Raw genomic sequence first — 23,216 nt, 5'->3', positions numbered from 1 at the left:
ACAAAATTATATAAGAAAAAAAGCTGTTCCATAGAGGAACAGCCTTCATATTTAATCTAAAATTTTCACAAGTGGTTCATCTTGTTTTGCTTCACGTATAATAATAGCTTCTGGGCGTTCTACAGATTTAATCGTTACTTGTACTTTCATATAATTCGGGAAGTATTCCATAACAAGCCCTGCCACATATTGTGTAAAACCAACTATTTCAGCTTTTCCATTAAACTGGACAGGAATATCAAGCTTCATTTCTCTTAATTCATCATCTCTATACATACCAGTACCAATAACAGCTGTATAGTCGCCTTGGAAATAATCGCTTAGTTTTGCCTTAAAGTTGGATACTCTTGCAAGATCTTCACGTTTATTATCTGTTTTCGCTTGCTCTGATGGGAACAAATAATATTTTTCATTAATTTGTTTCCAATCTTCAACCGTTTCACTACCTTTTTCGACATTTGCATAAGAAACAAAATTACCTGGCACGAGCGAAGACTTTGGAGCTTGGCGATAAATCGCAAATGTTATCGGAATATTTTTTGTTTCAGGTTCTTTTTGATGTATGACTTTCAAAATTTCTTGCGCCATTTTTTTCCCTTCAGCTAACATCTTTTCATCTGGGATTGCAGCTTCACGTGGGTAACCATGCTCTTCGTTAAAATATTGAACAGAATTCATCGCTAATCCAACTACCATACCAACACGTTCCTCGCCGTTATCGCCTTTTTTCACGTAATAATCATGCTCTAAAATATTTGAAATATATATTGGATTTTTTTTATTTTTCACTTCTAGTGATTCGGATCCTGTTCCTAATGCAGGATTTAATCCTATATTAGGAAATTTAACTGCATCTTTTTTTAATTTTTCCTCTAGTTCCTTTTGTTCAGCATCTGTACGTTTTCTTTTAACAAGCATCTGTATAGTTTGAGTATCTAGAGCTTTTCCGCCTTTTAAAAAATTATCTTTCGTACTAAATGATTCTTTTGCAATTCGCATTAATCCTGTTTCAAATTCATCTATATCAAGGCGACTATTTAACCCTTGCACCACTAAACCACGTGCCTTTCCACCATCAAATGGAATAGTCGTCTTATAATATTCATCCGAAATAGCGTATTTTGGAACAACTGATTGTTCTTTTGCTTTCCCCGATTTCCCAGCCACTTTTTCATCTTTGTCGGCACCTGCACTACACCCACTTACAAGTAGGCCAAGGCTTAATACCGCTAATGCTATTTTTTTCATGGTAAGTTTGCACCTCTTACTTATTTAGCTCTTGTAAGAACCTCTCTTCATTCCAAACCTCAACATTATGTTTCTCCGCTTGTGCTAATTTCGAACCAGCTGCTTCACCTGCAACAACTAAATCCGTACTCTTACTAACACTTCCTGTTACTTTTCCACCTAATGCCTCAATCTTCTTCTTCGCTTCACTTCGTCCCATAACTTCTAGCTTACCTGTTAAAACAACCGTTTTTCCTGCGAAGTAAGATTCAACATTTTGTAAATCTGCAATTTTTATACCTTTGTATGTCATATTCACGCCATACTCTTTAAACTGCTGTAATAACTCTAATACATCTTCATTATCAAAATATGTCACAACAGATTGAGCCATTTTTTCGCCAATTTCATTAATTGCTTTTAGTTCTTCTTCCGTTGCTTTTACAAGCTCATCCATCGTTTCAAAGTGCTCTGCAAATGTACGTGCTGCTTTCGCTCCAACGTGGCGAATTCCAAGACCAAATAATAATCGCTCTAACGAGTTTTCTTTAGAATTTTCAATTGCTTGTATTAAGTTTGTTGCTGATTTTTCACCAAAACGTTCTAACTGTAATAATTGCTCTTTCGTCAATGCATATAAATCAGCAAATGTACGAATGTAATCAGCATCAAAGAGTTGTGTAATGACACGTTCTCCAAGTCCATCAATATTCATTGCATTTCTTGAAACGAAATGGATTAACCCTTCTCGAATTTGAGCAGGACAAGTTGGATTTATACAACGAAGTGCTACTTCTTCTTCTAAACGAACAAGTTCACTCTCACATGCTGGACAATGAGTTGGCATGCGGTATTCTTCTTCCTCACCAGTACGCTTATCAAAAATAACGTTCACAACTTCAGGAATAATATCTCCAGCCTTCTTCACAACAACGTAGTCACCAATTCGAATGTCTTTTTCACGAATTAAATCTTCGTTATGTAAAGAAGCACGACGAACAATCGTACCAGCAACTCTCACTGGCTCTAGTTCTGCAGTCGGTGTTACAACCCCTGTTCGGCCAACACTTAATTCAATGCCTGTTAATCTCGTTACAACTTCTTCAGCCGGGAATTTATAAGCAATCGCCCATCTTGGACTCTTCGCTGTAGTTCCTAGACTTTCTTGAAGGGCAACATCATCTACTTTTATAACGATTCCATCAATCTCATAATCAAGATGCGGACGTTTTTCTTGCCATTCTTCTACATAAGCTATAACTTCTTCAATTGTTTCACATGTACGGCGATTTGGATTTGTCTTAAATCCAAGTTCACCTAAGAAATCCAGCGATTCACCATGTGATGAAATTGTTTTTTCTTCTACATTCGCAAGACCATACACAAACATAGATAAGTTACGCTTCGCTGCAATTTTCGGATCAAGTTGACGTATTGAACCTGCTGCTGCATTACGCGGATTCGCAAATACATCTTCTCCATTTTGCTCTTTTTCTTCATTTAGTTTAACGAATGAACGCTTCGGCATATATGCTTCGCCTCGTGCTTCTAACGTTACTTCTTCATTTAAACGCAGTGGGATAGCTTTAATCGTTTTTAAATTTTGAGTAATATCTTCACCCGTTACACCATCACCACGTGTCGCCCCTTGAATGAAGCGTCCTTTTTCATAATGAAGCGAAACGGCAAGCCCGTCAATTTTTAATTCACATATATATCTTACATTCGCACCATCAATTCCTTGACGTACTCTTCTGTCGAAATCACGTAAATCTCCTTCGTTAAATGCATTTCCTAAACTTAACATTGGTGACTTATGTGTTACTTTTTCAAATATATCAAGAACAGTCCCCCCAACGCGAACGGAGGGAGAATCTTCACTCATAAACTCTGGGTTCTCTGCTTCTAATTTTATAAGCTCCTGCATATTACGGTCATATTCCGCATCAGAAACAGAAGGATTGTCTAATACGTGATATTGATAGTTAAATGTATTTAACAAGTCACGTAATTCTTCTATACGTTTTTTTACTATCTCTTTTGACATATCCTCATTCCTTTCCTATTGTTTCGTCACAGGTGCAAATTTTGCTAACAAACGTTTAACACCAATTGGGCTTGGGAACGCAATATCTAATTCTTTTGCATCACCTTCACCTTTTACACTTACAACTGTACCGACTCCCCATTTTTGGTGGGAAGCTTTATCTCCTACAGCCCAGCCAATTTGTTCGCCACCTGTCGTCTTAGCTGCAGGGCGCGCGAAAGCTGAACGAGAGCGTGTTGCTGTTGTGATTGTCGTTTTGCCGCTACTTGCCGTTCTGCCTTTTGTACCAAACGATGTTTCACGCTTCGGCGCTGTTTCATTTAATGATTCCACTAGTTCTGTCGGTATTTCTGTAATAAATCGAGACGCAGCGTTCATACTTGTTCTACCAAATAATGTACGCATTTGCGCGTTAGATAAATATAGCTCTTCTTCTGCACGAGTAATACCTACATAAGCAAGACGACGTTCTTCTTGCATTTCATCCTCTTCCATAAGAGAACGAGTATGAGGGAATATCCCTTCCTCTAAGCCAACAATAAAGACAACCGGGAACTCTAATCCTTTCGCCGAGTGCATCGTCATTAAAATAACTTCTTCACCAGCAGTTGGGTCTTCATCTACACGATCAATATCAGCAACAAGTGCTAAATCTGTTAAGAATGCAACAAGGCTCTTATCTTCGCTTTGAGATTCAAATGTTTGCGTAACAGATAAGAACTCGTCTAAGTTTTCTAAACGACCTTCCGCTTCTAAAGAACGTTCATTTTTCAACATATCGCGATAGCCTGTTTTTTCAATAACTTCTTCTACTAATTCTGTAACAGATAAATACTCTTGCATATTTACCCAGTTATTTAATAAATTCGCGAATTCTTTTACTGCCTTTGTAATTTTTGCACTTACTCCAACATGCTCAATCTCATCAAATACAGCAGTTAATGAAATTCCATTTTGCACACCGTAATTAATAATTTTATCGATAGAAGTCGCACCAATGCCACGCTTTGGCACATTTATAATACGTGCAAAACTAATTTCATCATCTGGATTACCGATTAAACGTAAGTACGCCAAAATATCTTTAATCTCTTTACGATCGTAGAACTTCGTACCCCCGACAATTTTATACGGAATGTTAGATTTAAGGAAAATCTCCTCGACCATACGAGACTGAGCATTCGTACGATATAGCACTGCAAAATCAGTATATTTTCGTTTCCCCATTTGAATATCGTCACGAATTTTTTTTGCAACAAAATACGCTTCGTCCTTTTCAGTTGCAGCACGATAATACGAGATTTTACTTCCAACTTGATTGTCTGTCCATAATTTCTTCGGCTTACGATTCGTATTTTTTTCAATAACAGCATTCGCTGCATTTAAAATATTTTGTGACGAACGATAGTTTTGTTCTAACAGAATTACTTGTGCATTCTCATAGTCTTTTTCGAATGACAAAATGTTAGAAATATCTGCACCACGCCAGCGATAAATAGACTGGTCAGAGTCACCCACAACGCAAAGATTTTTAAAACGCGCTGCCAAATGTTTAACAAGAAGATATTGCGCTTTATTTGTATCTTGATACTCATCAACATGAATATATTGGAACTTACGCTGATAAAACTCTAATACTTCTGGAACACGTTCAAATAGCTGAATCGTCGTCATAATTAAATCATCAAAGTCTAATGAATTATTTTTCAAAAGACGTTTTTGATACTCTGTGTATACATCGCTCGTTAATTTTTCATATGGATCAGCCATTGTAATTTTTTTTGCATATTTATCCGCAGATAACAGTTCATTTTTCGCATTACTAATGCCCGCTAAAATAGAGCGCGGCTCAAATTTCTTCGGATCAACATTGCGCTCTTTCATAATTTTTTTGACTACAGTTAGCTGATCACCTGAATCTAAGATTGTAAAGTTACGATTAATACCAATACGATCGATATCGCGTCGTAAAATACGTACACACATAGAGTGAAACGTCGAAATCCAAATATCTTCTGCTTCTGGTCCCACAAGTGTATCAATACGCTCACGCATTTCACGAGCTGCTTTATTTGTGAAGGTAATAGCTAGTACATTCCATGGTGCTACACCTTTTTCACCAAGTAAATACGCAATACGATGTGTTAACACACGTGTCTTACCACTACCTGCACCTGCCATTAATAGAAGTGGTCCATTCGTTGTTTGTACTGCTTTTTGTTGCTGTGGATTTAAACCGTTTAATAACTTATCTGTCATACTCATATACGCCTGCACCTACTCTCCTTTTACTGCTTTAACTGTTTTTAACGCCGATTTTATATCATCATAAATAATATTTCCAACAACTACTGTATCAGCATATTGTGCCATTTCTTTCGCCTGTTCTGCATTAGAAATACCACCGCCATAATATAACTTAGCTTGTTTCAATTCTGCTTTTACATTTTTAACAAGTTCAACATCTCCATACGTACCGCTATATTCTAAATAAAATATCGGTAAACGTAATAGCTTGTCTGCTAAACGAGCATATGCAATAACGTCATCTTCTGTTACATCACATTTCGCTTCTGTAAGCTGGGCTACTTTCGCTTCTGGATTTAAAACACAATACCCTTCCATAAAAATTTCGTCCCAGTCCATAATATCCCCAAATTCTTTCAATGCCTCATGATGAACACCTGTTACCCATTCTACTTTTCGGCTATTTAAAACACTTGGGATGTAATAAAAATCAAATCCTGGTGTAATTGCTTCTACATCAGAAACCTCTAATACACAAGGAACTGCATATCTACGAATGCTAACTAGCATGTGTAATACGTTATCAATTGTAACTCCATCACTTCCGCCTACAATAACCGCATCAGTTCCAGACTCACAAATCATTTCTAAATGTTCATCGCTTAACTCCTTATTTGGATCAAGCTTAAATACATGTTTCCATCCGGAAATATCGTACATGAAAACACCCTTCCTTTTCTCTAGTTATATATATTTCTGTTCAAAATAACAGTTTATTTTCATCATTATTGTTTTAACTTCATCTTAAATATTTGTTTAAAACGGAGAATTAAGTTTGGAATTACCTCTTCCATATTTTTTAAACTAGAGGATTTAATTTTGAAGTTCCTTTTATGCATTCTTTCATTATAACAAAAAAAGTTACTTACACACACGCACATTCCAACATCTTTTTCCACGTCAAATGTTGGATTACATATCCCAAAAATCAAACGGGATACTAATAAAAGAAATAGTATTATCTATTTCAACTTTCATAAAAAGGAGTGTTTTTCTAATGAAGCAAAATATCGGGACAATAAACGCTCTAATTCGAATTACACTTGGTCTCGTCCTCTTCGGATGTAGTACAACTAAACTTGTACGCAAGCCGTGGTGCACTTGGTCTAACATTTTTCTATGGATTGGTGCAATGAAAGTTGCAGAAGGAATTGTTCGTTTCTGCCCTGTTGTTGAAATGTGGAAATTCGGAAAATACATGAATATGGGGGCATTTAAAATGCCTAGCATGAATTTTGCTGAAAAAGGACATGCTAAAGAAGAAGTGAATCAAACTTCCACTCATGACAAGCCAGAGTCAAAAGGAAGTTATGACGCTTCTGACAAAGAGATTGAGTCAGCGATTGAAGATATAATCCTGGCAAAACCGCTTTGAATCATTTGTCACGATGCAAGATGCTCTCAAAGGGACTTAGCTGCTGCAGTGGGCGGTTAAGTCTTCTTTATTTTACCACAAAACAGAACGTACATTCTCTTTTTGAACCTTAAAATGTATATAAAAGATATCAACCAATAAAATTCAGAAAATTAGATGCATACCTCTTGCTTAAAATGATATAAAAGTGATATCATTTTTATATCAGGAGGCGATCATATGAAAGAAAAACAAGTATTTTATGTAAATGGTTTTCTCGGTATTATTGGAATTTTGATTTTAGCTGCTATCGGTGTATTTTTCCTTGCACAAGAAATTTTCATAGGAGCGGCACTAACTATTATATTAGCCGCAGTTCTCGCTACAGGTATCGGTATTGTTCAACCGAATCAAGCGAAGGTTATTACGTTCTTCGGTAATTATTTAGGAACAATTCGTCAAAACGGTTTATTTTTAACGATTCCGTTCGCATTCCGTCAAACTGTATCTTTACGTGTTGAAAACTTTAACAGTAAAAAATTAAAAGTAAATGACGTTGATGGAAATCCAATTGAAATTGCAGCTGTTATCGTATATAAAGTTGTTGATTCTGCAAAAGCAATGTTTGGTGTTGAACATTATGATCGATTTGTAGAAATTCAAAGCGAAACGGCAATCCGCCATGTTGCAACAAAATATCCTTATGACAATTTCCAAGATGAAACCTGCGTTACGTTACGCGGAAATACTGAAGAAATCTCTGAGGAATTAAAACGTGAGTTAGAGGCGCGTCTTGAAATTGCTGGTGTAGAAGTATTAGAAACTCGTTTAACGCACTTAGCTTACGCAACAGAAATTGCCCATGCAATGCTACAACGCCAGCAAGCAAAAGCAGTATTAGCTGCTAGAAAAGAAATTGTTGAAGGTGCTGTGAAGATGGCGAAAGACTCCATCCATATGTTAGATGAAGAAGGCGTACTAGAACTCGATGACGAGCGTAAAGCAAATATGGTAAACAACTTATTAGTTGCCATCGTTTCAGATAAAGGTGCGCAGCCAGTTATTAATACAGGAAGCCTATACTAAGGGCTATAAGTAATTATGGCTAAAAAGAAAAGCTTTCCATTACGTATTGATCCTGAATTACACGCAGTCATCGAAAAATGGGCAAATGATGAATTTCGTAGCGTCAATGCACACATCGAGTATTTACTTCGAGAAATGGCAAAGCAAAAAGGGAAATTAAAAAAAGATAAAGATGCATAAAAAATCCCGCTGATTCCTCAGCGGGATTTTTACATATTAACTTTTCGTCATCTCATGCCCAATTGCACGATATCCTATGTCACTTCGATAAAATAGACCATCACTCTCAATTTTACCGATTTCTTTATATACTTTATCTTTTGCTTCTTGTAAACTACTTGCCTTACAAGCAACAAATAATACACGGCCACCGTTCGTTACAAAGTCCCCATGTTTCATTGCTGTACCTGCATGGAAAACAATCACATTTTGCAGTGCATCTAGTCCGCTAATAATATCACCTTTTTTATATGCTTCTGGATATCCTTTAGAAGCAAGTACAACACCGATTACCGCTTCTTCTGACCATTGTAACGTTAGTTCACTTTCATCTAATACAGCGTTACATACATCAACTAAATCGTTTTCTAATCGAGGTAATACAACTTCTGTTTCAGGATCACCGAAGCGTGCATTAAATTCAATTACCTTCGGACCATCATTTGTTAAAATAAGACCTGCGTATAAAATACCTGTAAACGAACGGTTTTCTTCAATCATCGCCTTAGCAGTTGGATGCAATACGGTTTGAATCGCTTCTTGAACTGCTGATTCTGGAATTTGTGGTACTGGAGAATATGCACCCATTCCGCCCGTATTTGGACCTTTATCACCATCAAAAGCTCTTTTATGATCTTGGGCGATTACCATTGGATGTACAGTTGTTCCATTCACGAATGCCATTAATGAAAATTCTTGTCCATCTAAAAACTCTTCAATAACAACCTTCTTACTTGCCGCGCCGAATTTCACATCTTGCAGCATTTCTTTCACAGCTTGTAATGCCTCTTCAAGCGTCATCGCTACCGTTACACCTTTACCCGCAGCTAAGCCGTCAGCTTTAATAACGATTGGTGCACCAACTTTTTGAATGTACTGTACTGCTTCTTCATAATCTGTAAAAGTTTCGTACGCCGCAGTTGGAATATCATACTTTTTCATAAGCTCTTTTGTAAAAGCTTTACTACCTTCAATAACAGCAGCCGCTTTATTCGGACCAAATACGCGAAGTCCCTCTTCTTTAAAACGATCAACAATTCCATTCATAAGCGGAATTTCTGGTCCAACGAAAGTTAACTCAACATTATTCTCTTTTGCAAATAAAACTAATGCATCAAAATCATTTTCATCAATATCAACTGGTGTTGCAACATCTCTCATACCTTCATTACCTGGTGCTACATATACCTTTTCTACTTTTTCAGATTGTGCAAACTTCCAAGCTAAAGCATGCTCACGCCCACCGCGGCCAATTACTAAAACATTCATATTTCATCCCCCAATAATTAAATAAGTACAAACTAGAAGCTATGCTCCTAGTTTGCTTTTTCATATCAATAAAAGGTTATCTCGACCGGACTTTTTAAACATCCATATCAATAAAGGTTTAAAAAGGAGGATTAAGAGAACCGAGCAGGTCTAGGCGCATTTGCCAGGAGGACACGGAGTGTAGCTTTCCTACATGAGTACCGTACTGGCATTGCAACGACGACATGCGAAGGTTATCTTAACCAGACTTTTTAAACATCCATATCAATAAAGGTTTAAAAAGGAGGATTAAGAGAACCGAGCAGGTCTAGGCGCATTTGCCAGGAGGACACGGAGTGTAGCTTTCCTACATGAGTACCGCACTGGCGATGCAACGACGACATGCGAAGGTTATCTTAACCGGACTTTTTAAACATCCTCTATTAGTGTTTGAAATGACGTACGCCAGTGAACACCATAGCAATCCCATAAGTATCTGCCACTTTAATAGAATCTTCATCACGGATTGATCCGCCCGGTTGAATGATTGCTGTAATTCCTGCTTTTGCTGCTTCTTCTAATGTATCTGGCATTGGGAAGAAAGCATCAGATGCAAGCGCGCTACCTTGTGTTTTTTCACCAGCTTGTGTAATTGCGATTTTTGCAGAACCTACACGGTTCATCTGTCCCGCACCGACACCAATTGTCATGTCATCTTTCGCTAAAACAATTGCGTTTGATTTCACATGTTTTACAACTTTCCAAGCTAGTTTTAAATCTTTCCATTCTTGCTCTGAAGGTTCACGTTTCGTTGGAATTGAAATTGTACTTTCATCTAATGATAACGTATCTTCCTCTTGAACGAGAAGTCCACCTTGTATAGAAGTTAGTTTTTTGCTTGCACTTGTCGCTTTTTCAATATTTATAGTTAATAAACGTAAGTTCTTCTTACTTTGCAACACTTCTAAAGCTTCTTGTGAGAACGAAGGTGCGATAACAATTTCTAAGAAAATTTCATGTAACTTTTCTGCTGTAGCTTTATCAATTTCACGATTTGCTGCGATAATACCGCCGAAGATTGATACTGGATCTGCTTCATAAGCACGAGTATATGCTTCGTGAATATTAGTTCCTACTCCAACACCACATGGATTCATATGTTTTACTGCTACTACTGCTGGTTCTGTAAATTCTTTTACGATGCTAAGCGCTGCGTCTGCATCATTAATATTGTTATACGATAATTCCTTACCGTGTAATTGTTCTGCGTATGCAACAGAAGAAGTTGCTGCGAATGGCGCTTTATAGAAAGTTGCTTTTTGATGTGGGTTCTCGCCATAACGTAAGTCTTGCTTTTTCTCAAATGTCACGGTTAATGTTTCTGGACTTTCTTCACCCATTTGCTCTGTTAAGTAGTTAGAAATTAGCGCATCATACGCTGCTGTATGACGGAATACTTTCGCTGCTAGTTTACGTTTTGTTTCCTCTGCTACTTCACCGTTCTCTTTCAGTTCTGCTAACACAATATCATAATCTACTGGATCTACAATTACCGATACGAATTTATGATTTTTCGCAGCAGAGCGAATCATTGTTGGGCCACCGATATCAATATTTTCAATTGCATCAGCAAATGTTACATCAGGCTTAGCGATTGTTTCTTTAAATGGGTATAAGTTAACAACAACAAAGTCAATTGGCTCTATACCTAACTCATTCATTTGTGTTACATGTGTTTCATTATCACGAACTGCTAATAGACCACCATGAATATTTGGATGTAATGTTTTCACACGGCCATCCATAATTTCAGGGAAACCAGTTACTTCAGAAATGCCGATTACTTGTAAGCCGTTTTCTTCTAGTAACTTTTTCGTACCACCTGTTGAAATAACTTCAATCCCTTGTTCTAGTAATCCTTTAACAAATTCTACTACTCCTGTTTTATCTGAAACACTTACTAATGCACGCTTTTTCATTTATCCTTCACCCCTGGTTGTATGTTAGTTAACAGTTGATTCTTTCACAGACTGAACAATTTGATTCACTGTATTTACGTATAATTTATGTTCAACTTGTTGAATTTTCTTTTGTAAGCTTTCTCTCGTATCCCCTTCAGAAACAGCCACTGCTTCTTGTGCAATAATTGGCCCTGTATCCATACCTGCATCTACATAATGAATTGTTACTCCAGTTATTTTCACACCTGCTTCTAACGCTTGACCGACAGCATCTTTACCCGGAAAGCTCGGTAGTAATGATGGATGAATATTAATAATCTTCCCGCCGTATGCTTCTAATAACGTCGGCCCGATTAAACGCATATATCCAGCTAAAATAACATAATCAATTTCATATTCTTCTAGCTTCTTTAATATCTCTTTTTCAAACGCTTCTTTTGACTCATATGCTTTCGCTGAAAAAGCAAAACACGGAATATGATGATAATTTGCCCGTCCAACAGCGCGTGCTTCTGGTTTATCACATACTAATAAACTAATTTCTGCATCCAATCTTTTTTCTTCTACCGCATTAACGAGAGATTGAAAGTTAGATCCGCTTCCAGAAGCAAAAACTGCTAATCTACTCATAGTGCTGTGCCCCCATTAAAAGTAACGCCAGCTCCTTGTATAGTACGTCCAATAATACGAGCCATTTCTCCTTGCTCTTCAAGAAGACGAACAACATCTTTTGCATCTTCTTCCTTCACTGCTACTACCATACCAATACCCATGTTAAAAATATTGAACATTTCTTTCTCTTCCAGTTTTCCAACTTCTTGAAGCAAACTAAAGATCGGCTGAATTTCCCAAGATCCTAGTTCAATCTCAGCACCGATTCCTTCTGGCAACATGCGTGGAATATTTTCAATAAATCCGCCACCTGTAATATGCGCCATACCGTATACTTCATGTTTCTTCAATAGTTCTAAAATAGGTTTGACATAAATTTTCGTTGGTTTTAATAATTCTTCACCAAGAGGTAGTTCTAAGCGGCCATAAATACGCTCTAAAGATAGTTCTCCATCTTCTAGTAACACTTTTCGTACTAAAGAGTAACCATTGCTATGAATACCGCTAGATGCTAAGCCAATTAGCACGTGACCAGCTTCAATCTTTTCACCTGTTACAATTTTCTTTTTATCAACAATCCCAACTGTAAAACCAGCTAAATCATATTCTTCCGTAGAATACATTCCTGGCATTTCAGCTGTTTCTCCACCGATTAATGCACAACCAGCTTGGCGACAGCCCTCTGATATACCTTTGACGATGTTTTCAATTTTACTAGGTTCAGCTTTACCACAAGCAATATAATCAAGGAAGAAAAGCGGCTCTGCGCCTTGGACAACAATATCATTTACACACATTGCTACTGCATCAATACCAATTGTGTCATGTTTATCTGCCATAAAAGCGAGCATCAATTTCGTTCCCACGCCATCTGTTCCAGATACTAATACAGGTTCTTCTAATGCAAATTTTGATAGATCAAACATACCTCCAAAACCGCCTAAACCGCCTAGTACTTCTTTTCTCATAGTTGTTTGTACGTGTTTTTTCATGCGAGATACCGCTTCATATCCAGCTTCAATATCTACTCCTGCTTGCTTATATGCATTCGCCATCGTTATTTACACCTCGTCTTTTAATTTCTCCCCATCCAGGGCGGGCTATTTTAAGAAAGGATCTAGCTTCTACATCAAAAGAAGTAGAAGCTTTTCTCACTTTTCTTATTTCATGCTTTCTAAAAGCTCTTGCTCATAATCATAAAGAGCTGTTGGATAGTCCCCATTAAAGTAAGCCATGCATAGGCCGCCATATTTCCCTTCATATGGACGTCCAATTGCATCTACTAATCCATCTTCACTTAAAAATGTTAAAGAATCTGCTCCGATCATTTCACGGATTTCTTCTACTGTATGATTTGCTGCAATTAATTCTTTTCTCGTTTGAATATCAATGCCATAGAAACATGGATATTTCAGAGGTGGTGAAGCAATTCTTACGTGAACTTCTGTCGCTCCAGCCTCACGAAGCATACGAACAATTCGTTTACTTGTCGTTCCTCTTACGATAGAGTCATCAATCATAACAACTCGTTTCCCTTCAACTACACCTCTTACTGCGGAAAGCTTCATCTTAACCCCTTGCTCGCGCAGTTCTTGAGAAGGTTGAATAAACGTACGTCCAACGTAACGATTTTTAATTAATCCTAACTCATATGGAATACCTGTCGCCTCCGCATAGCCAATCGCAGCTGAAATACTAGAGTCTGGTACACCAGTAACAACATCTGCTTCAATAGGAGCTTCTGCCGCTAAACGTTTCCCCATATTCTTACGTGCTGCATGAACATTAACGCCTGCAATATTAGAATCTGGTCGTGCAAAGTAAATATATTCCATACTACAAATTGCATGTTCTACATCGTTTGTGAAACGATCTACGTGAATTCCTTCATCATTAATGATAAGTAATTCACCCGGTTCTACATCACGAATGTATGTTGCACCTACTACATCAAAAGCACATGTTTCAGATGCTACAACGTAAGCATCCCCCATCTTTCCAATTGAAAGCGGACGGAACCCATTCGGATCTAATGCAACGATCATTTCATTTCCAGTTAGTAAAAGATACGCAAACGCACCTTTCACTTTATTTAAAGCCTCTTTTACACTTTCAATTAAAGAATCTTTCGTGCTACGTTTAATAAGATGTAAAAGTACTTCTGTATCTGAACTAGTTTGAAAAATACTGCCCTCTGCTTCTAATTCACGACGAAGCATTTTTGCGTTAATTAAATTTCCGTTATGAGCTAACGCCATACTATGATCGGAAAAACGGAACAACAATGGTTGAACGTTAGCAACTTCACTTCCACCAGCTGTTGCATATCGTACATGTCCGATTGCTGATTTTCCATTTAATCCTTCTAGCTCACCTCTTGAAAACACTTCTGATATTAAACCTAACCCCTTGTGACCGACGATTTTTTCCCCATTATTTACGACAATGCCTGCGCCTTCTTGCCCACGGTGCTGTAAACTGTGCAATCCGTAGTATGAAACTTGTGCTGCATTTTCATGCCCCCAAATTCCGAAAACGCCACATTCTTCGTTTAACCCCTTTATTTCAGCAAGCATGGGATTGCCCCTTTCCAAGCCTTTCTCATTTCATCTACATTTGCTGTAAGTAATACTTCATTTTCTTCATTATGAATTGTTACTTCATTTGTACTTGTTACTTCTCCAACTTGGATTGCTTCTACTGCTTTCTCAAACGCCTCTTTATTTTCACGTTTTACAGTTATCACGAAGCGAGACTGTGATTCAGCGAATAATGCTGCTGTTGCTTCTCCATCTAATTTCACAGTAGCACCTAAGCCTTTAGCACCAATTGCACTTTCTGAAATCGCAACTGCTAAACCACCTTCAGCAACATCATGTGCAGATTGAACAAGACCAGCCTGAATTGCTTCTAATACTTGTTTTTGGCGTTTTAATTCTACATCTAAATCGATACTTGGTGATTGACCGAAAATTTTGCCGTGAATCATTTTCTGTAATTCACTTCCGCCAAACTCAGCTTTCGTCTCACCAATTACATACACTAAATCACCAGCTTGCTTAAACTCTTGTGTTGTTACATGTTTTAAGTCATGCACAAGTCCCACCATCCCAACAGTTGGTGTTGGATATACAGCTTCACCACTACGCTCGTTATACATCGATACGTTTCCGCCGATAACTGGTGTTTGTAATGTGCGACAAGCTTCACTCATACCGTCTACTGATTTCTCAATCTGCCAGAAGATTTCTGGTTTTTCTGGGTTACCGAAGTTTAAGCAATCTGTAATTGCAAGTGGCTCTCCGCCAGAACATACGATATTACGCGCTGCCTCTGCTACTGCAATTTTACCGCCCATCTCTGGGTCTAGATAAATGTAGCGAGAGTTACAATCTGTCGTCATTGCTAATCCTTTTTCTGTACCGCGTACACGTACAACTGCAGCATCTGAACCTGGCGTAACAACTGTGCTTGTGCGAACCTGGTAATCGTATTGATCGTATACCCACTCTTTACTTGCAATTGTTGGTTGCTGTAATAAAGCAAATAACGCGTCTTTATAATTTTCTACTTTTGGCGTTTCCATTTTCATTGCTTGGAATTCAGCAAAGTATGCTGCTTCTTTTGATGGCTTATGATAAATTGGTGCTTCTTCTGCTAAAGCATCTGCTGGAACTTCAGCTACCTTTTCACCTTTATGGAATAAACGAAGCATTTTATCTTCTGTTACTTTCCCCATCGTAACCGCTGCAAGACCATACTTCTCAAATAAATCTACTATTTCTTGTTCTCTACCTTTTTTCACGACAATTAACATACGCTCTTGTGATTCAGATAGCATCATTTCATATGGTGTCATTCCTGTTTCACGCTGTGGTACATCATCTAAGTACATTTCAATACCCATTCCTGCTTTACTTGCCATTTCTGCAGATGATGATGTTAAACCAGCCGCACCCATATCTTGAATTCCAACAAGTGCATCAGATTGAATTAATTCTAAACACGCTTCAATAAGAAGTTTTTCCATAAATGGATCCCCTACTTGAACCGCTGGACGTTTCGCTTCTGAGCTTTCAGATAGTTCTTCCGACGCGAATGTTGCACCGTGAATACCGTCACGACCAGTTGATGCTCCTACGTACATTACTGTGTTACCAGCACCGTGCGCTTGCCCTTTTTTAATGTCTTCGTGGTTAATCAAACCTACGCACATTGCATTTACAAGTGGATTTCCTTCATAACATGGATCAAATTGTACTTCGCCGCCAACAGTCGGAATACCGATGCAGTTACCGTATCCTGCAATTCCTGCTACTACTTCTTCGAATAAATATTTCACACGTGGTGACTGTAATTCACCGAAACGAAGTGAGTTTAATAGAGCTACCGGACGTGCTCCCATAGAGAATACGTCACGAATAATACCACCAACACCTGTTGCAGCTCCTTGATATGGTTCAATAGCTGAAGGATGGTTATGACTTTCCATTTTAAATACAACTGCTTGATTATCACCGATATCTACAATTCCAGCACCTTCTCCAGGTCCTTGCAGAACGCGCTCACCTGTAGTTGGAAACTTACGAAGAACTGGTTTCGAATTTTTATAACTACAATGTTCAGACCACATTACAGAGAATAACCCTGTTTCTGTATAATTTGGCAGACGACCTAAAATCTTTTCAACCATGGCAAACTCTTCGTCTGTTAGCCCCATTTCCGCATATATACGCTCTTCTTTAATTTGTGTTGGATTTGGTTCAAGCATTAACGACATATGTTTCCCTCCACTGTTTTAAGATAGATTGAAAGACTTTTAACCCTTCAGCACCGCCAAGTAATTCATCTACAGCACGCTCTGGGTGTGGCATCATACCAAGTACATTTCCTTTTTCATTTACAATACCAGCAATATCTGAAACGCTACCGTTAGGGTTTTCTACGTAACGGAATGCGATTTGATTGTTCTCTTCTAATTGTTTAAGAGTCGCTTCATCACAATAGTAATTCCCCTCACCATGCGCAATTGGAATATTAATTACTTCATTTTTTCCATATTGTGATGTAAACATCGTTTCATTATTTTCAACTCGCAACTGAACAGTGCGACACATAAATTTTAAGTTTTCGTTTCTCATTAACGCTCCTGGTAGTAATCCTGATTCAACAAGAATCTGGAATCCATTACATACACCTAAAATCGGCTTTCCTTGCTCAGCAGCTTTTTGCACTGCTTTCATTGCATTAGCAAAGCGAGAGATAGCACCGCAGCGTAAGTAGTCACCATAAGAAAATCCACCTGGTAGTAGAATTGCATCATATTCATCTAAATTCTCTGTATCGTGCCAAACGTAATCTACTTCTTCGCCAAGCTCATCTTTAATTGCATGGAACATATCGACATCACAGTTCGAACCCGGAAATACTATTACGGCAAATTTCACTGTGCGACAACCTCCTCAACTTCATAACGGAAGTCTTCCATTACAACGTTCGCTAATAGTTTTTCACACATTTCCTTTACCTTGCTATCTAAATCAGATACAGATTTATCAATTGTTAGTTCCATGTACTTTCCGATTCGAACATCTTGTACTTCTGTGAATGAAAGACTATGAAGTGCTCCTTTTACTGCTGTTCCTTGTGGATCTAATACGCTCTCTCTTAATGTTACATATACCTTAACTTTATACATGTGAAATTCCCCCTAAACGTTTTAAAATCTCTTCATAAGCATCTGTTAAATTTCCAAGATCACGACGGAATACGTCTTTATCAAACTTTTCATTGCTCGTTTCATCCCATAAACGGCAAGTATCTGGTGAAATTTCATCCGCTAAAATGATTTCTCCTTCTTCCGTTACACCAAACTCTAATTTGAAATCTACTAATCTTACACGACAGCTTGCGAAATGATCAATCAACACTTGATTGATTTGTAGAGCCATATCTCGTAATACACTTACTTGCTCTGGTGATGCAACGTTTAATACACGAATATGATCTTCCGTTACAAGCGGATCTCCTAAATCATCATCTTTGAAGTAAAATTCTACGATTGGTTCTGCAAGTACAGTTCCCTCTTCCATTCCTAATCGTTTTGAAAGACTTCCTGCAATTACATTTCTTGTGACAACTTCTAAAGGAATAATACTCACTTTTTTAACAAGTTGTTCTGTTTCAGATAACTTCTCAACAAAATGCGTTTTAATTCCCACTTCTTGTAACTTTCTGAACAATAAAGTTGTAATTTCATTGTTCAAACGACCTTTTCCTGTAATCGTCTCTTTTTTCTCCCCATTGAAAGCAGTCGCACTATCTTTGTACTCTACCCAAACCATATCTGCTGATTCTGTACGATAAATTCTTTTTGCCTTACCTTCATACAGCAATTCTAGCTTTTGCATTTCGCAAGCCCCCTGTAGTTTGAAAAATGTGAATAATGTTTTTATAAAGAATGGCACAGAATGACTCTATTCTGTGCCATATGAAATTTTACGCTTCGTTTAATCCAAGGCGTTCAAAGATTGTATCAACGTGTTGCATATGATGCTCATAGTTGAAGCATTCATTAATTTCTTCTTGTGTTAACTTGCTTGTAATACGCTCATCAGCTTCTACAAGCTCTTTAAATTGTACTTGTGTTTCCCAAGCTTCCATCGCTTTAGGCTGTACGATATCATAAGCTTCTTCACGTACCATACCTTTGTCAATTAGTGTAAGCATTACGCGCTGAGAATAAATTAAGCCGTATGTTCTTGTCATATTGCGTTTCATATTCTCTGGGTATACAGTTAAGTTTTTAACGATATTACCAAAGCGATTTAACATGTAATTTAATGCGATTGTAGCATCTGGTAAAATTACGCGTTCTGCCGAAGAGTGAGAAATGTCACGCTCATGCCATAATGGAACATTTTCGTAAGCTGTCATCATATAACCGCGGATAACACGAGCTAAACCAGTCATATTTTCAGAACCAATTGGATTACGTTTATGTGGCATTGCAGAAGAACCTTTTTGACCTTTTGCGAAAGCTTCTTCAACTTCACGTGTTTCACTCTTTTGTAAACCACGAATCTCAACTGCCATCTTTTCGATAGATGTTGCAATTAGTGCAAGTGTTGACATGTAGTGTGCATGACGATCACGTTGCAATGTTTGTGTTGAAATTGGTGCTGCTTCTAATCCTAAATTTTCACAAACATATTTTTCTACGAATGGATCGATATTTGCATATGTACCAACCGCACCAGATAGTTTACCAACACGAACTGTATCAGCAGCTTGTTTGAAACGCTCTACGTTACGTTTCATTTCTTCATACCAAAGACCAAGTTTTAAACCAAATGTCGTTGGTTCTGCATGAACACCATGTGTTCTTCCCATCATGATTGTGTATTTATGCTCTTTCGCTTTGTTAGCTAAAATGCTTACAAAGTTCTCTAAGTCTTTTAATATAATTTCATTCGCTTGTTTTAAGATGTAAGATAATGCTGTATCTACTACGTCTGTAGATGTTAAACCGTAATGAACCCATTTACGTTCTTCGCCTAATGCTGGCGTTTCTGATACAGCACGAGTGAATGCAACTACGTCATGACGTGTTTCTTTTTCAATTTCATAAATACGATCAATATCAAATGATGCATGTTCACGAATTTTTTTAACATCTTCTTTTGGAATATCGCCAAGCTCAGCCCATGCTTCACAAGCTAAAATCTCAACTTCTAACCACGCTTTAAATTTGTTCTCTTCCGTCCAAATCGCACCCATTTCAGGGCGTGTATAACGACTAATCATCTTTTTCCCTCCAACAGTTGTTCTTGATGGTCCCAAATATGCAAACTCTTCGCTTTTTCTAGAGCGACTTCAATATTATCATTTAAAATATTAACATGCCCCATTTTTCGCTGTGCTTTTGCTTCTTCTTTTCCATACAAGTGTAAATAGCACCCGGTTAATCTATTCACTTGTCTTAGGACCCCTTCTATATGTTCGCCTAAAATGTTTACCATGACAACTGGTTTTAACAAATTTGTTTCTCCTAGAGGTAAATTACAGATTGCTCGAATATGTTGACCAAATTGACTCGTCTCACATGCATCCTGTGTATAGTGTCCTGAATTGTGAGGTCGTGGCGCTAATTCATTAATATAAATCTCACCATTATCTGTAGCAAACATCTCTACAGCTAGTGTTCCCACAAGTTCTAATTCATCCGCAAGTACCTTTGCATAAGCAATTGCTTTTTGAGAAAGCTCTTCTGTAATGCGAGCTGGAACGATAGATTCATGTAAAATGTTATTTACATGAATATTTTCTGCTACTGGAAACACTTTTGTTTCACCACTTACACTACGAATCACAATAACTGATACTTCTTTTTCAAAAGGCACCCATTTCTCTAAAATACATTCTGCTTTATCCACAAGATTTCTTGCTGTCTCAACATCAGCTTCTCTTCTTAAAACAACTTGCCCTTTCCCATCATATCCACCTGTCGTCGTTTTTAAGACGGAAGGGAATGATAACTCAGCAATTGCTTCTGTAAGCTGATCTTGATTTTGAACTAGTCTATACGTTGCTACTGGTAACCCAGCCTTCTCAATCGCATTCTTTTCTGTAAAACGATTTTGCGTTGTATTTAACAACTGACTACCTTGTGGTAAGTACGCATGTTTTTCAAGCCATTGTAAACATCTATAATCAATATTCTCAAATTCATATGTGACAACATCACTTATCTCTGCTAAATGCTGAATTGCTTTTAAATCATCATATGGTGCAACAATTTCAATATCAGCAACTTGTGCACATGGCGAATGCTTTGTAGGATCTAAAACAGCAATTTTATATCCCATCTCCTTAGCTGCCAATGCCATCATTCTTCCTAGCTGGCCGCCTCCAATAATGCCGATTGTTTTTCCAGGTAAAATGATTCTCGTCATACTAGCTCACTACCTTCACGCACATCTTTTTCAATCGCTTCTCGTCTCAATTCTAATGCATCATGTATGTCATCATGGAATGATCCAAGTATTTGTGCGGCAAGTAATCCAGCATTCGTTGAACCGGCTTTACCAATTGCAACAGTTGCAACTGGAACACCTCCTGGCATTTGGACGATGGATAATAATGAATCTAAGCCGTTTAATGCTTTTGATTGAACTGGAACTCCAATTACAGGAAGATTTGTCTTCGCTGCAACCATTCCTGGTAAATGTGCTGCTCCACCAGCTCCAGCAATAATAACTTTCAATCCACGTTCACGAGCCGTCTCTGCATATTCAAACATATAATCCGGAGTCCGATGAGCGGATACAACTTTTTTCTCATACGGTATATTTAATTCATCTAAAATGTCACAAGCATATTTCATTGTTTCCCAGTCTGACGTACTTCCCATTATGACTCCAACTAGTGATTTCATATTAGAATCCCCCCGATTCAAATAAAAAAAGCCTGAAATAGAACAGTTTCTCTTTTACTATGAGAGAAAGCGCTCTACTCAGGCATACGTATCCCTTGTGAATAGAAAAATACCGAGTGACTTTCCCTCATAGTCTAACGAATAACGGTCGTTAGGTAGAGACTTGCAGGCCATATCCCCGCGATTATATGAGGTCTTATATTATTGTTTCTATGGTTATATTAACAATATTTCATAAACAATGTCAATAAATAATCGAATGTTTTTTTATTAGTAGTCAATAACGTTCGTGTTTTAGTTGTATTCAAAAGAAGAATTGCAACTATATGCAAGAAGAAAAGGGAATTAGAATATATATTTCTAGACATCTATTTTACGTATAATCTTTTAAATGGCACTTCAGTATGTTTTAAATCAAAATATATACACTCTTGTATTATTATAACGATTTAATTTCTAAGGAGGATAACTGTTAAAGAAAGAACTATGCTATTATCCTATTTATTTTTCTCTATTGCAGTAATTTCTGTAATTATTAAATACTTATTTATAGCATCTCATTATTTAAAATATATACTTATGATAGAAATAATGTGTCCTATTTTAAGTATTACTTTAGTGGCTATTTCATTCTTTTTCGTCTTTAGCTTTATTAAATTTATGGATTATAGCATTCGGTAAATAAAAATAAACACAAAAAAACCTAAGTCGAAATGACTTAGGTTCTTGCTTGGCGACGTCCTACTCTCACAGGGACAAGGTCCCAACTACCATCGGCGCTAGAGAGCTTAACTTCCGTGTTCGGTATGGGAACGGGTGTGACCTCTCTGCCATCATCACCAAACTATTGAAGGCATATTCCTTCAAAACTAGATAACATTGCTACATATTATATGGTTAAGTCCTCGATCTATTAGTATTCGTCAGCTCCACATGTCACCATGCTTCCACCTCGAACCTATCAACCTGATCATCTTTCAGGGATCTTACTAGCTTACGCTATGGGAAATCTCATCTTGAGGGGGGCTTCATGCTTAGATGCTTTCAGCACTTATCCCTTCCGCACATAGCTACCCAGCTATGCCCTTGGCAGAACAACTGGTACACCAGCGGTGCGTCCATCCCGGTCCTCTCGTACTAAGGACAGCTCCTCTCAAATTTCCTACGCCCACGACGGATAGGGACCGAACTGTCTCACGACGTTCTGAACCCAGCTCGCGTACCGCTTTAATGGGCGAACAGCCCAACCCTTGGGACCGACTACAGCCCCAGGATGCGATGAGCCGACATCGAGGTGCCAAACCTCCCCGTCGATGTGGACTCTTGGGGGAGATAAGCCTGTTATCCCCGGGGTAGCTTTTATCCGTTGAGCGATGGCCCTTCCATGCGGAACCACCGGATCACTAAGCCCGACTTTCGTCCCTGCTCGACTTGTAGGTCTCGCAGTCAAGCTCCCTTATGCCTTTGCACTCTACGAATGATTTCCAACCATTCTGAGGGAACCTTTGGGCGCCTCCGTTACACTTTAGGAGGCGACCGCCCCAGTCAAACTGCCCACCTGACACTGTCTCCCGGGTCGATAAGACCCGTAGGTTAGAATTTCAATACAGTCAGGGCGGTATCCCACCAGCGCCTCCACCGAAGCTAGCGCTCCGGTTTCAATGGCTCCCGCCTATCCTGTACAAACTGTACCAAAATTCAATATCAGGCTACAGTAAA

Annotated in this window: 19 protein-coding genes, 2 rRNA genes, 1 pseudogene and 1 riboswitch (1 of these 23 running past the window's edge); of the genes and pseudogenes, 4 read left to right on the top strand and 18 right to left on the bottom strand. The window is 38.1% G+C overall.

What is annotated here, in order from left to right; translation table 11 throughout:
• Positions 1-51: 51 nt before the first annotated feature.
• The 4 genes from NST86_RS01755 to NST86_RS01740 are packed head-to-tail and all read right to left on the bottom strand — an operon-like array spanning position 52 to position 6,241.
• Positions 52-1,248: a CamS family sex pheromone protein gene (locus NST86_RS01755; protein WP_000717034.1), complete on the bottom strand. Its 1,197-nt coding sequence runs from the start codon at positions 1,246-1,248 to the stop codon at positions 52-54.
• A gap of 16 nt (positions 1,249-1,264) precedes the next feature.
• On the bottom strand, positions 1,265-3,274 hold the full coding sequence (ligA, locus tag NST86_RS01750) for an NAD-dependent DNA ligase LigA (protein ID WP_000031612.1): 2,010 nt from the start codon (positions 3,272-3,274) through the stop codon (positions 1,265-1,267).
• A gap of 15 nt (positions 3,275-3,289) precedes the next feature.
• Positions 3,290-5,539, bottom strand: coding sequence for a DNA helicase PcrA (gene pcrA, locus NST86_RS01745; protein ID WP_002100669.1), 2,250 nt, complete (start codon positions 5,537-5,539; stop codon positions 3,290-3,292).
• 12 nt (positions 5,540-5,551) lie between these two features.
• On the bottom strand, positions 5,552-6,241 hold the full coding sequence (locus tag NST86_RS01740; RefSeq protein ID WP_000272103.1) for a heptaprenylglyceryl phosphate synthase: 690 nt from the start codon (positions 6,239-6,241) through the stop codon (positions 5,552-5,554).
• Positions 6,242-6,578: 337 nt separating this feature from the next.
• Here NST86_RS01740 and NST86_RS01735 point away from each other — a divergent pair, with 337 nt between their 5' ends.
• From NST86_RS01735 to NST86_RS01725, 3 genes are all read left to right on the top strand, one after another.
• The gene (locus NST86_RS01735) at positions 6,579-6,956 is read left to right on the top strand and encodes a YgaP family membrane protein (RefSeq protein WP_227593371.1); all 378 of its coding nucleotides are present in this window, start codon (positions 6,579-6,581) and stop codon (positions 6,954-6,956) included.
• 219 nt (positions 6,957-7,175) lie between these two features.
• The gene (locus NST86_RS01730; protein WP_000660669.1) at positions 7,176-8,021 is read left to right on the top strand and encodes an SPFH domain-containing protein; all 846 of its coding nucleotides are present in this window, start codon (positions 7,176-7,178) and stop codon (positions 8,019-8,021) included.
• A gap of 15 nt (positions 8,022-8,036) precedes the next feature.
• Positions 8,037-8,201 carry a toxin-antitoxin system HicB family antitoxin gene (locus NST86_RS01725; protein WP_001085171.1) on the top strand — a complete coding sequence of 55 codons (165 nt, stop codon included), beginning with the start codon at positions 8,037-8,039 and terminating at the stop codon, positions 8,199-8,201.
• A 36-nt stretch (positions 8,202-8,237) separates the two neighbouring features.
• On the opposite strand, the gene purD is transcribed toward NST86_RS01725, so the two are convergent.
• The 12 genes from purD to purE all read right to left on the bottom strand — a co-directional run bounded on the left by purD (position 8,238) and on the right by purE (position 21,497).
• Positions 8,238-9,509, bottom strand: a complete 1,272-nt coding sequence (purD, locus tag NST86_RS01720; RefSeq protein ID WP_061662922.1) for a phosphoribosylamine--glycine ligase — start codon at positions 9,507-9,509, stop codon at positions 8,238-8,240.
• Between the two features lie 422 nt (positions 9,510-9,931).
• The gene (gene purH / locus NST86_RS01715) at positions 9,932-11,467 is read right to left on the bottom strand and encodes a bifunctional phosphoribosylaminoimidazolecarboxamide formyltransferase/IMP cyclohydrolase (RefSeq protein WP_000745433.1); all 1,536 of its coding nucleotides are present in this window, start codon (positions 11,465-11,467) and stop codon (positions 9,932-9,934) included.
• 24 nt (positions 11,468-11,491) lie between these two features.
• On the bottom strand, positions 11,492-12,079 hold the full coding sequence (gene purN, locus NST86_RS01710; RefSeq protein ID WP_000088588.1) for a phosphoribosylglycinamide formyltransferase: 588 nt from the start codon (positions 12,077-12,079) through the stop codon (positions 11,492-11,494).
• Entirely contained in the window at positions 12,076-13,116 is a 1,041-nt protein-coding gene (gene purM / locus NST86_RS01705; protein WP_001262439.1) for a phosphoribosylformylglycinamidine cyclo-ligase, read from the bottom strand. The genes purN and purM overlap by 4 nt, the downstream gene beginning before the upstream one ends.
• A gap of 105 nt (positions 13,117-13,221) precedes the next feature.
• Entirely contained in the window at positions 13,222-14,637 is a 1,416-nt protein-coding gene (purF, locus tag NST86_RS01700; RefSeq protein ID WP_000879025.1) for an amidophosphoribosyltransferase, read from the bottom strand.
• On the bottom strand, positions 14,622-16,841 hold the full coding sequence (purL, locus tag NST86_RS01695; protein WP_000055558.1) for a phosphoribosylformylglycinamidine synthase II: 2,220 nt from the start codon (positions 16,839-16,841) through the stop codon (positions 14,622-14,624). The genes purF and purL overlap by 16 nt, the downstream gene beginning before the upstream one ends.
• Positions 16,825-17,508 carry a phosphoribosylformylglycinamidine synthase subunit PurQ gene (gene purQ / locus NST86_RS01690; RefSeq protein ID WP_000666790.1) on the bottom strand — a complete coding sequence of 228 codons (684 nt, stop codon included), beginning with the start codon at positions 17,506-17,508 and terminating at the stop codon, positions 16,825-16,827. Before purQ ends, purL begins: the two co-directional genes overlap by 17 nt.
• On the bottom strand, positions 17,505-17,759 hold the full coding sequence (purS, locus tag NST86_RS01685; RefSeq protein WP_000278823.1) for a phosphoribosylformylglycinamidine synthase subunit PurS: 255 nt from the start codon (positions 17,757-17,759) through the stop codon (positions 17,505-17,507). The genes purQ and purS overlap by 4 nt, the downstream gene beginning before the upstream one ends.
• Positions 17,752-18,471: a phosphoribosylaminoimidazolesuccinocarboxamide synthase gene (gene purC, locus NST86_RS01680; RefSeq protein ID WP_001170544.1), complete on the bottom strand. Its 720-nt coding sequence runs from the start codon at positions 18,469-18,471 to the stop codon at positions 17,752-17,754. The genes purS and purC overlap by 8 nt, the downstream gene beginning before the upstream one ends.
• Positions 18,472-18,559: 88 nt before the next feature.
• On the bottom strand, positions 18,560-19,867 hold the full coding sequence (purB, locus tag NST86_RS01675; RefSeq protein WP_000625682.1) for an adenylosuccinate lyase: 1,308 nt from the start codon (positions 19,865-19,867) through the stop codon (positions 18,560-18,562).
• Entirely contained in the window at positions 19,864-21,015 is a 1,152-nt protein-coding gene (gene purK / locus NST86_RS01670) for a 5-(carboxyamino)imidazole ribonucleotide synthase (protein WP_193533428.1), read from the bottom strand. Before purK ends, purB begins: the two co-directional genes overlap by 4 nt.
• The gene (gene purE / locus NST86_RS01665) at positions 21,012-21,497 is read right to left on the bottom strand and encodes a 5-(carboxyamino)imidazole ribonucleotide mutase (RefSeq protein ID WP_000839367.1); all 486 of its coding nucleotides are present in this window, start codon (positions 21,495-21,497) and stop codon (positions 21,012-21,014) included. Before purE ends, purK begins: the two co-directional genes overlap by 4 nt.
• Positions 21,498-21,607: 110 nt before the next feature.
• Positions 21,608-21,709, bottom strand: a riboswitch (purine riboswitch).
• Between the two features lie 274 nt (positions 21,710-21,983).
• Here purE and NST86_RS01660 point away from each other — a divergent pair.
• Positions 21,984-22,182 (top strand): annotated as a pseudogene (locus NST86_RS01660) (hypothetical protein).
• 43 nt (positions 22,183-22,225) lie between these two features.
• On the opposite strand, the gene rrf reads toward NST86_RS01660, so the two are convergent.
• Positions 22,226-22,341 (bottom strand): 5S ribosomal RNA (rrf, locus tag NST86_RS01655).
• Positions 22,342-22,390: 49 nt separating this feature from the next.
• Positions 22,391-23,216: ribosomal RNA gene (locus NST86_RS01650) — 23S ribosomal RNA — on the bottom strand (it continues 2,097 nt past the right edge of the window).

The sequence above is a fragment of the Bacillus sp. FSL L8-0199 genome, assembly GCF_038005705.1.
Lineage (GTDB): Bacteria > Bacillota > Bacilli > Bacillales > Bacillaceae_G > Bacillus_A > Bacillus_A cereus.
Note: the sequence above shows the minus strand (reverse complement) of the source record. Positions and strands in the feature narration are given on the sequence as shown.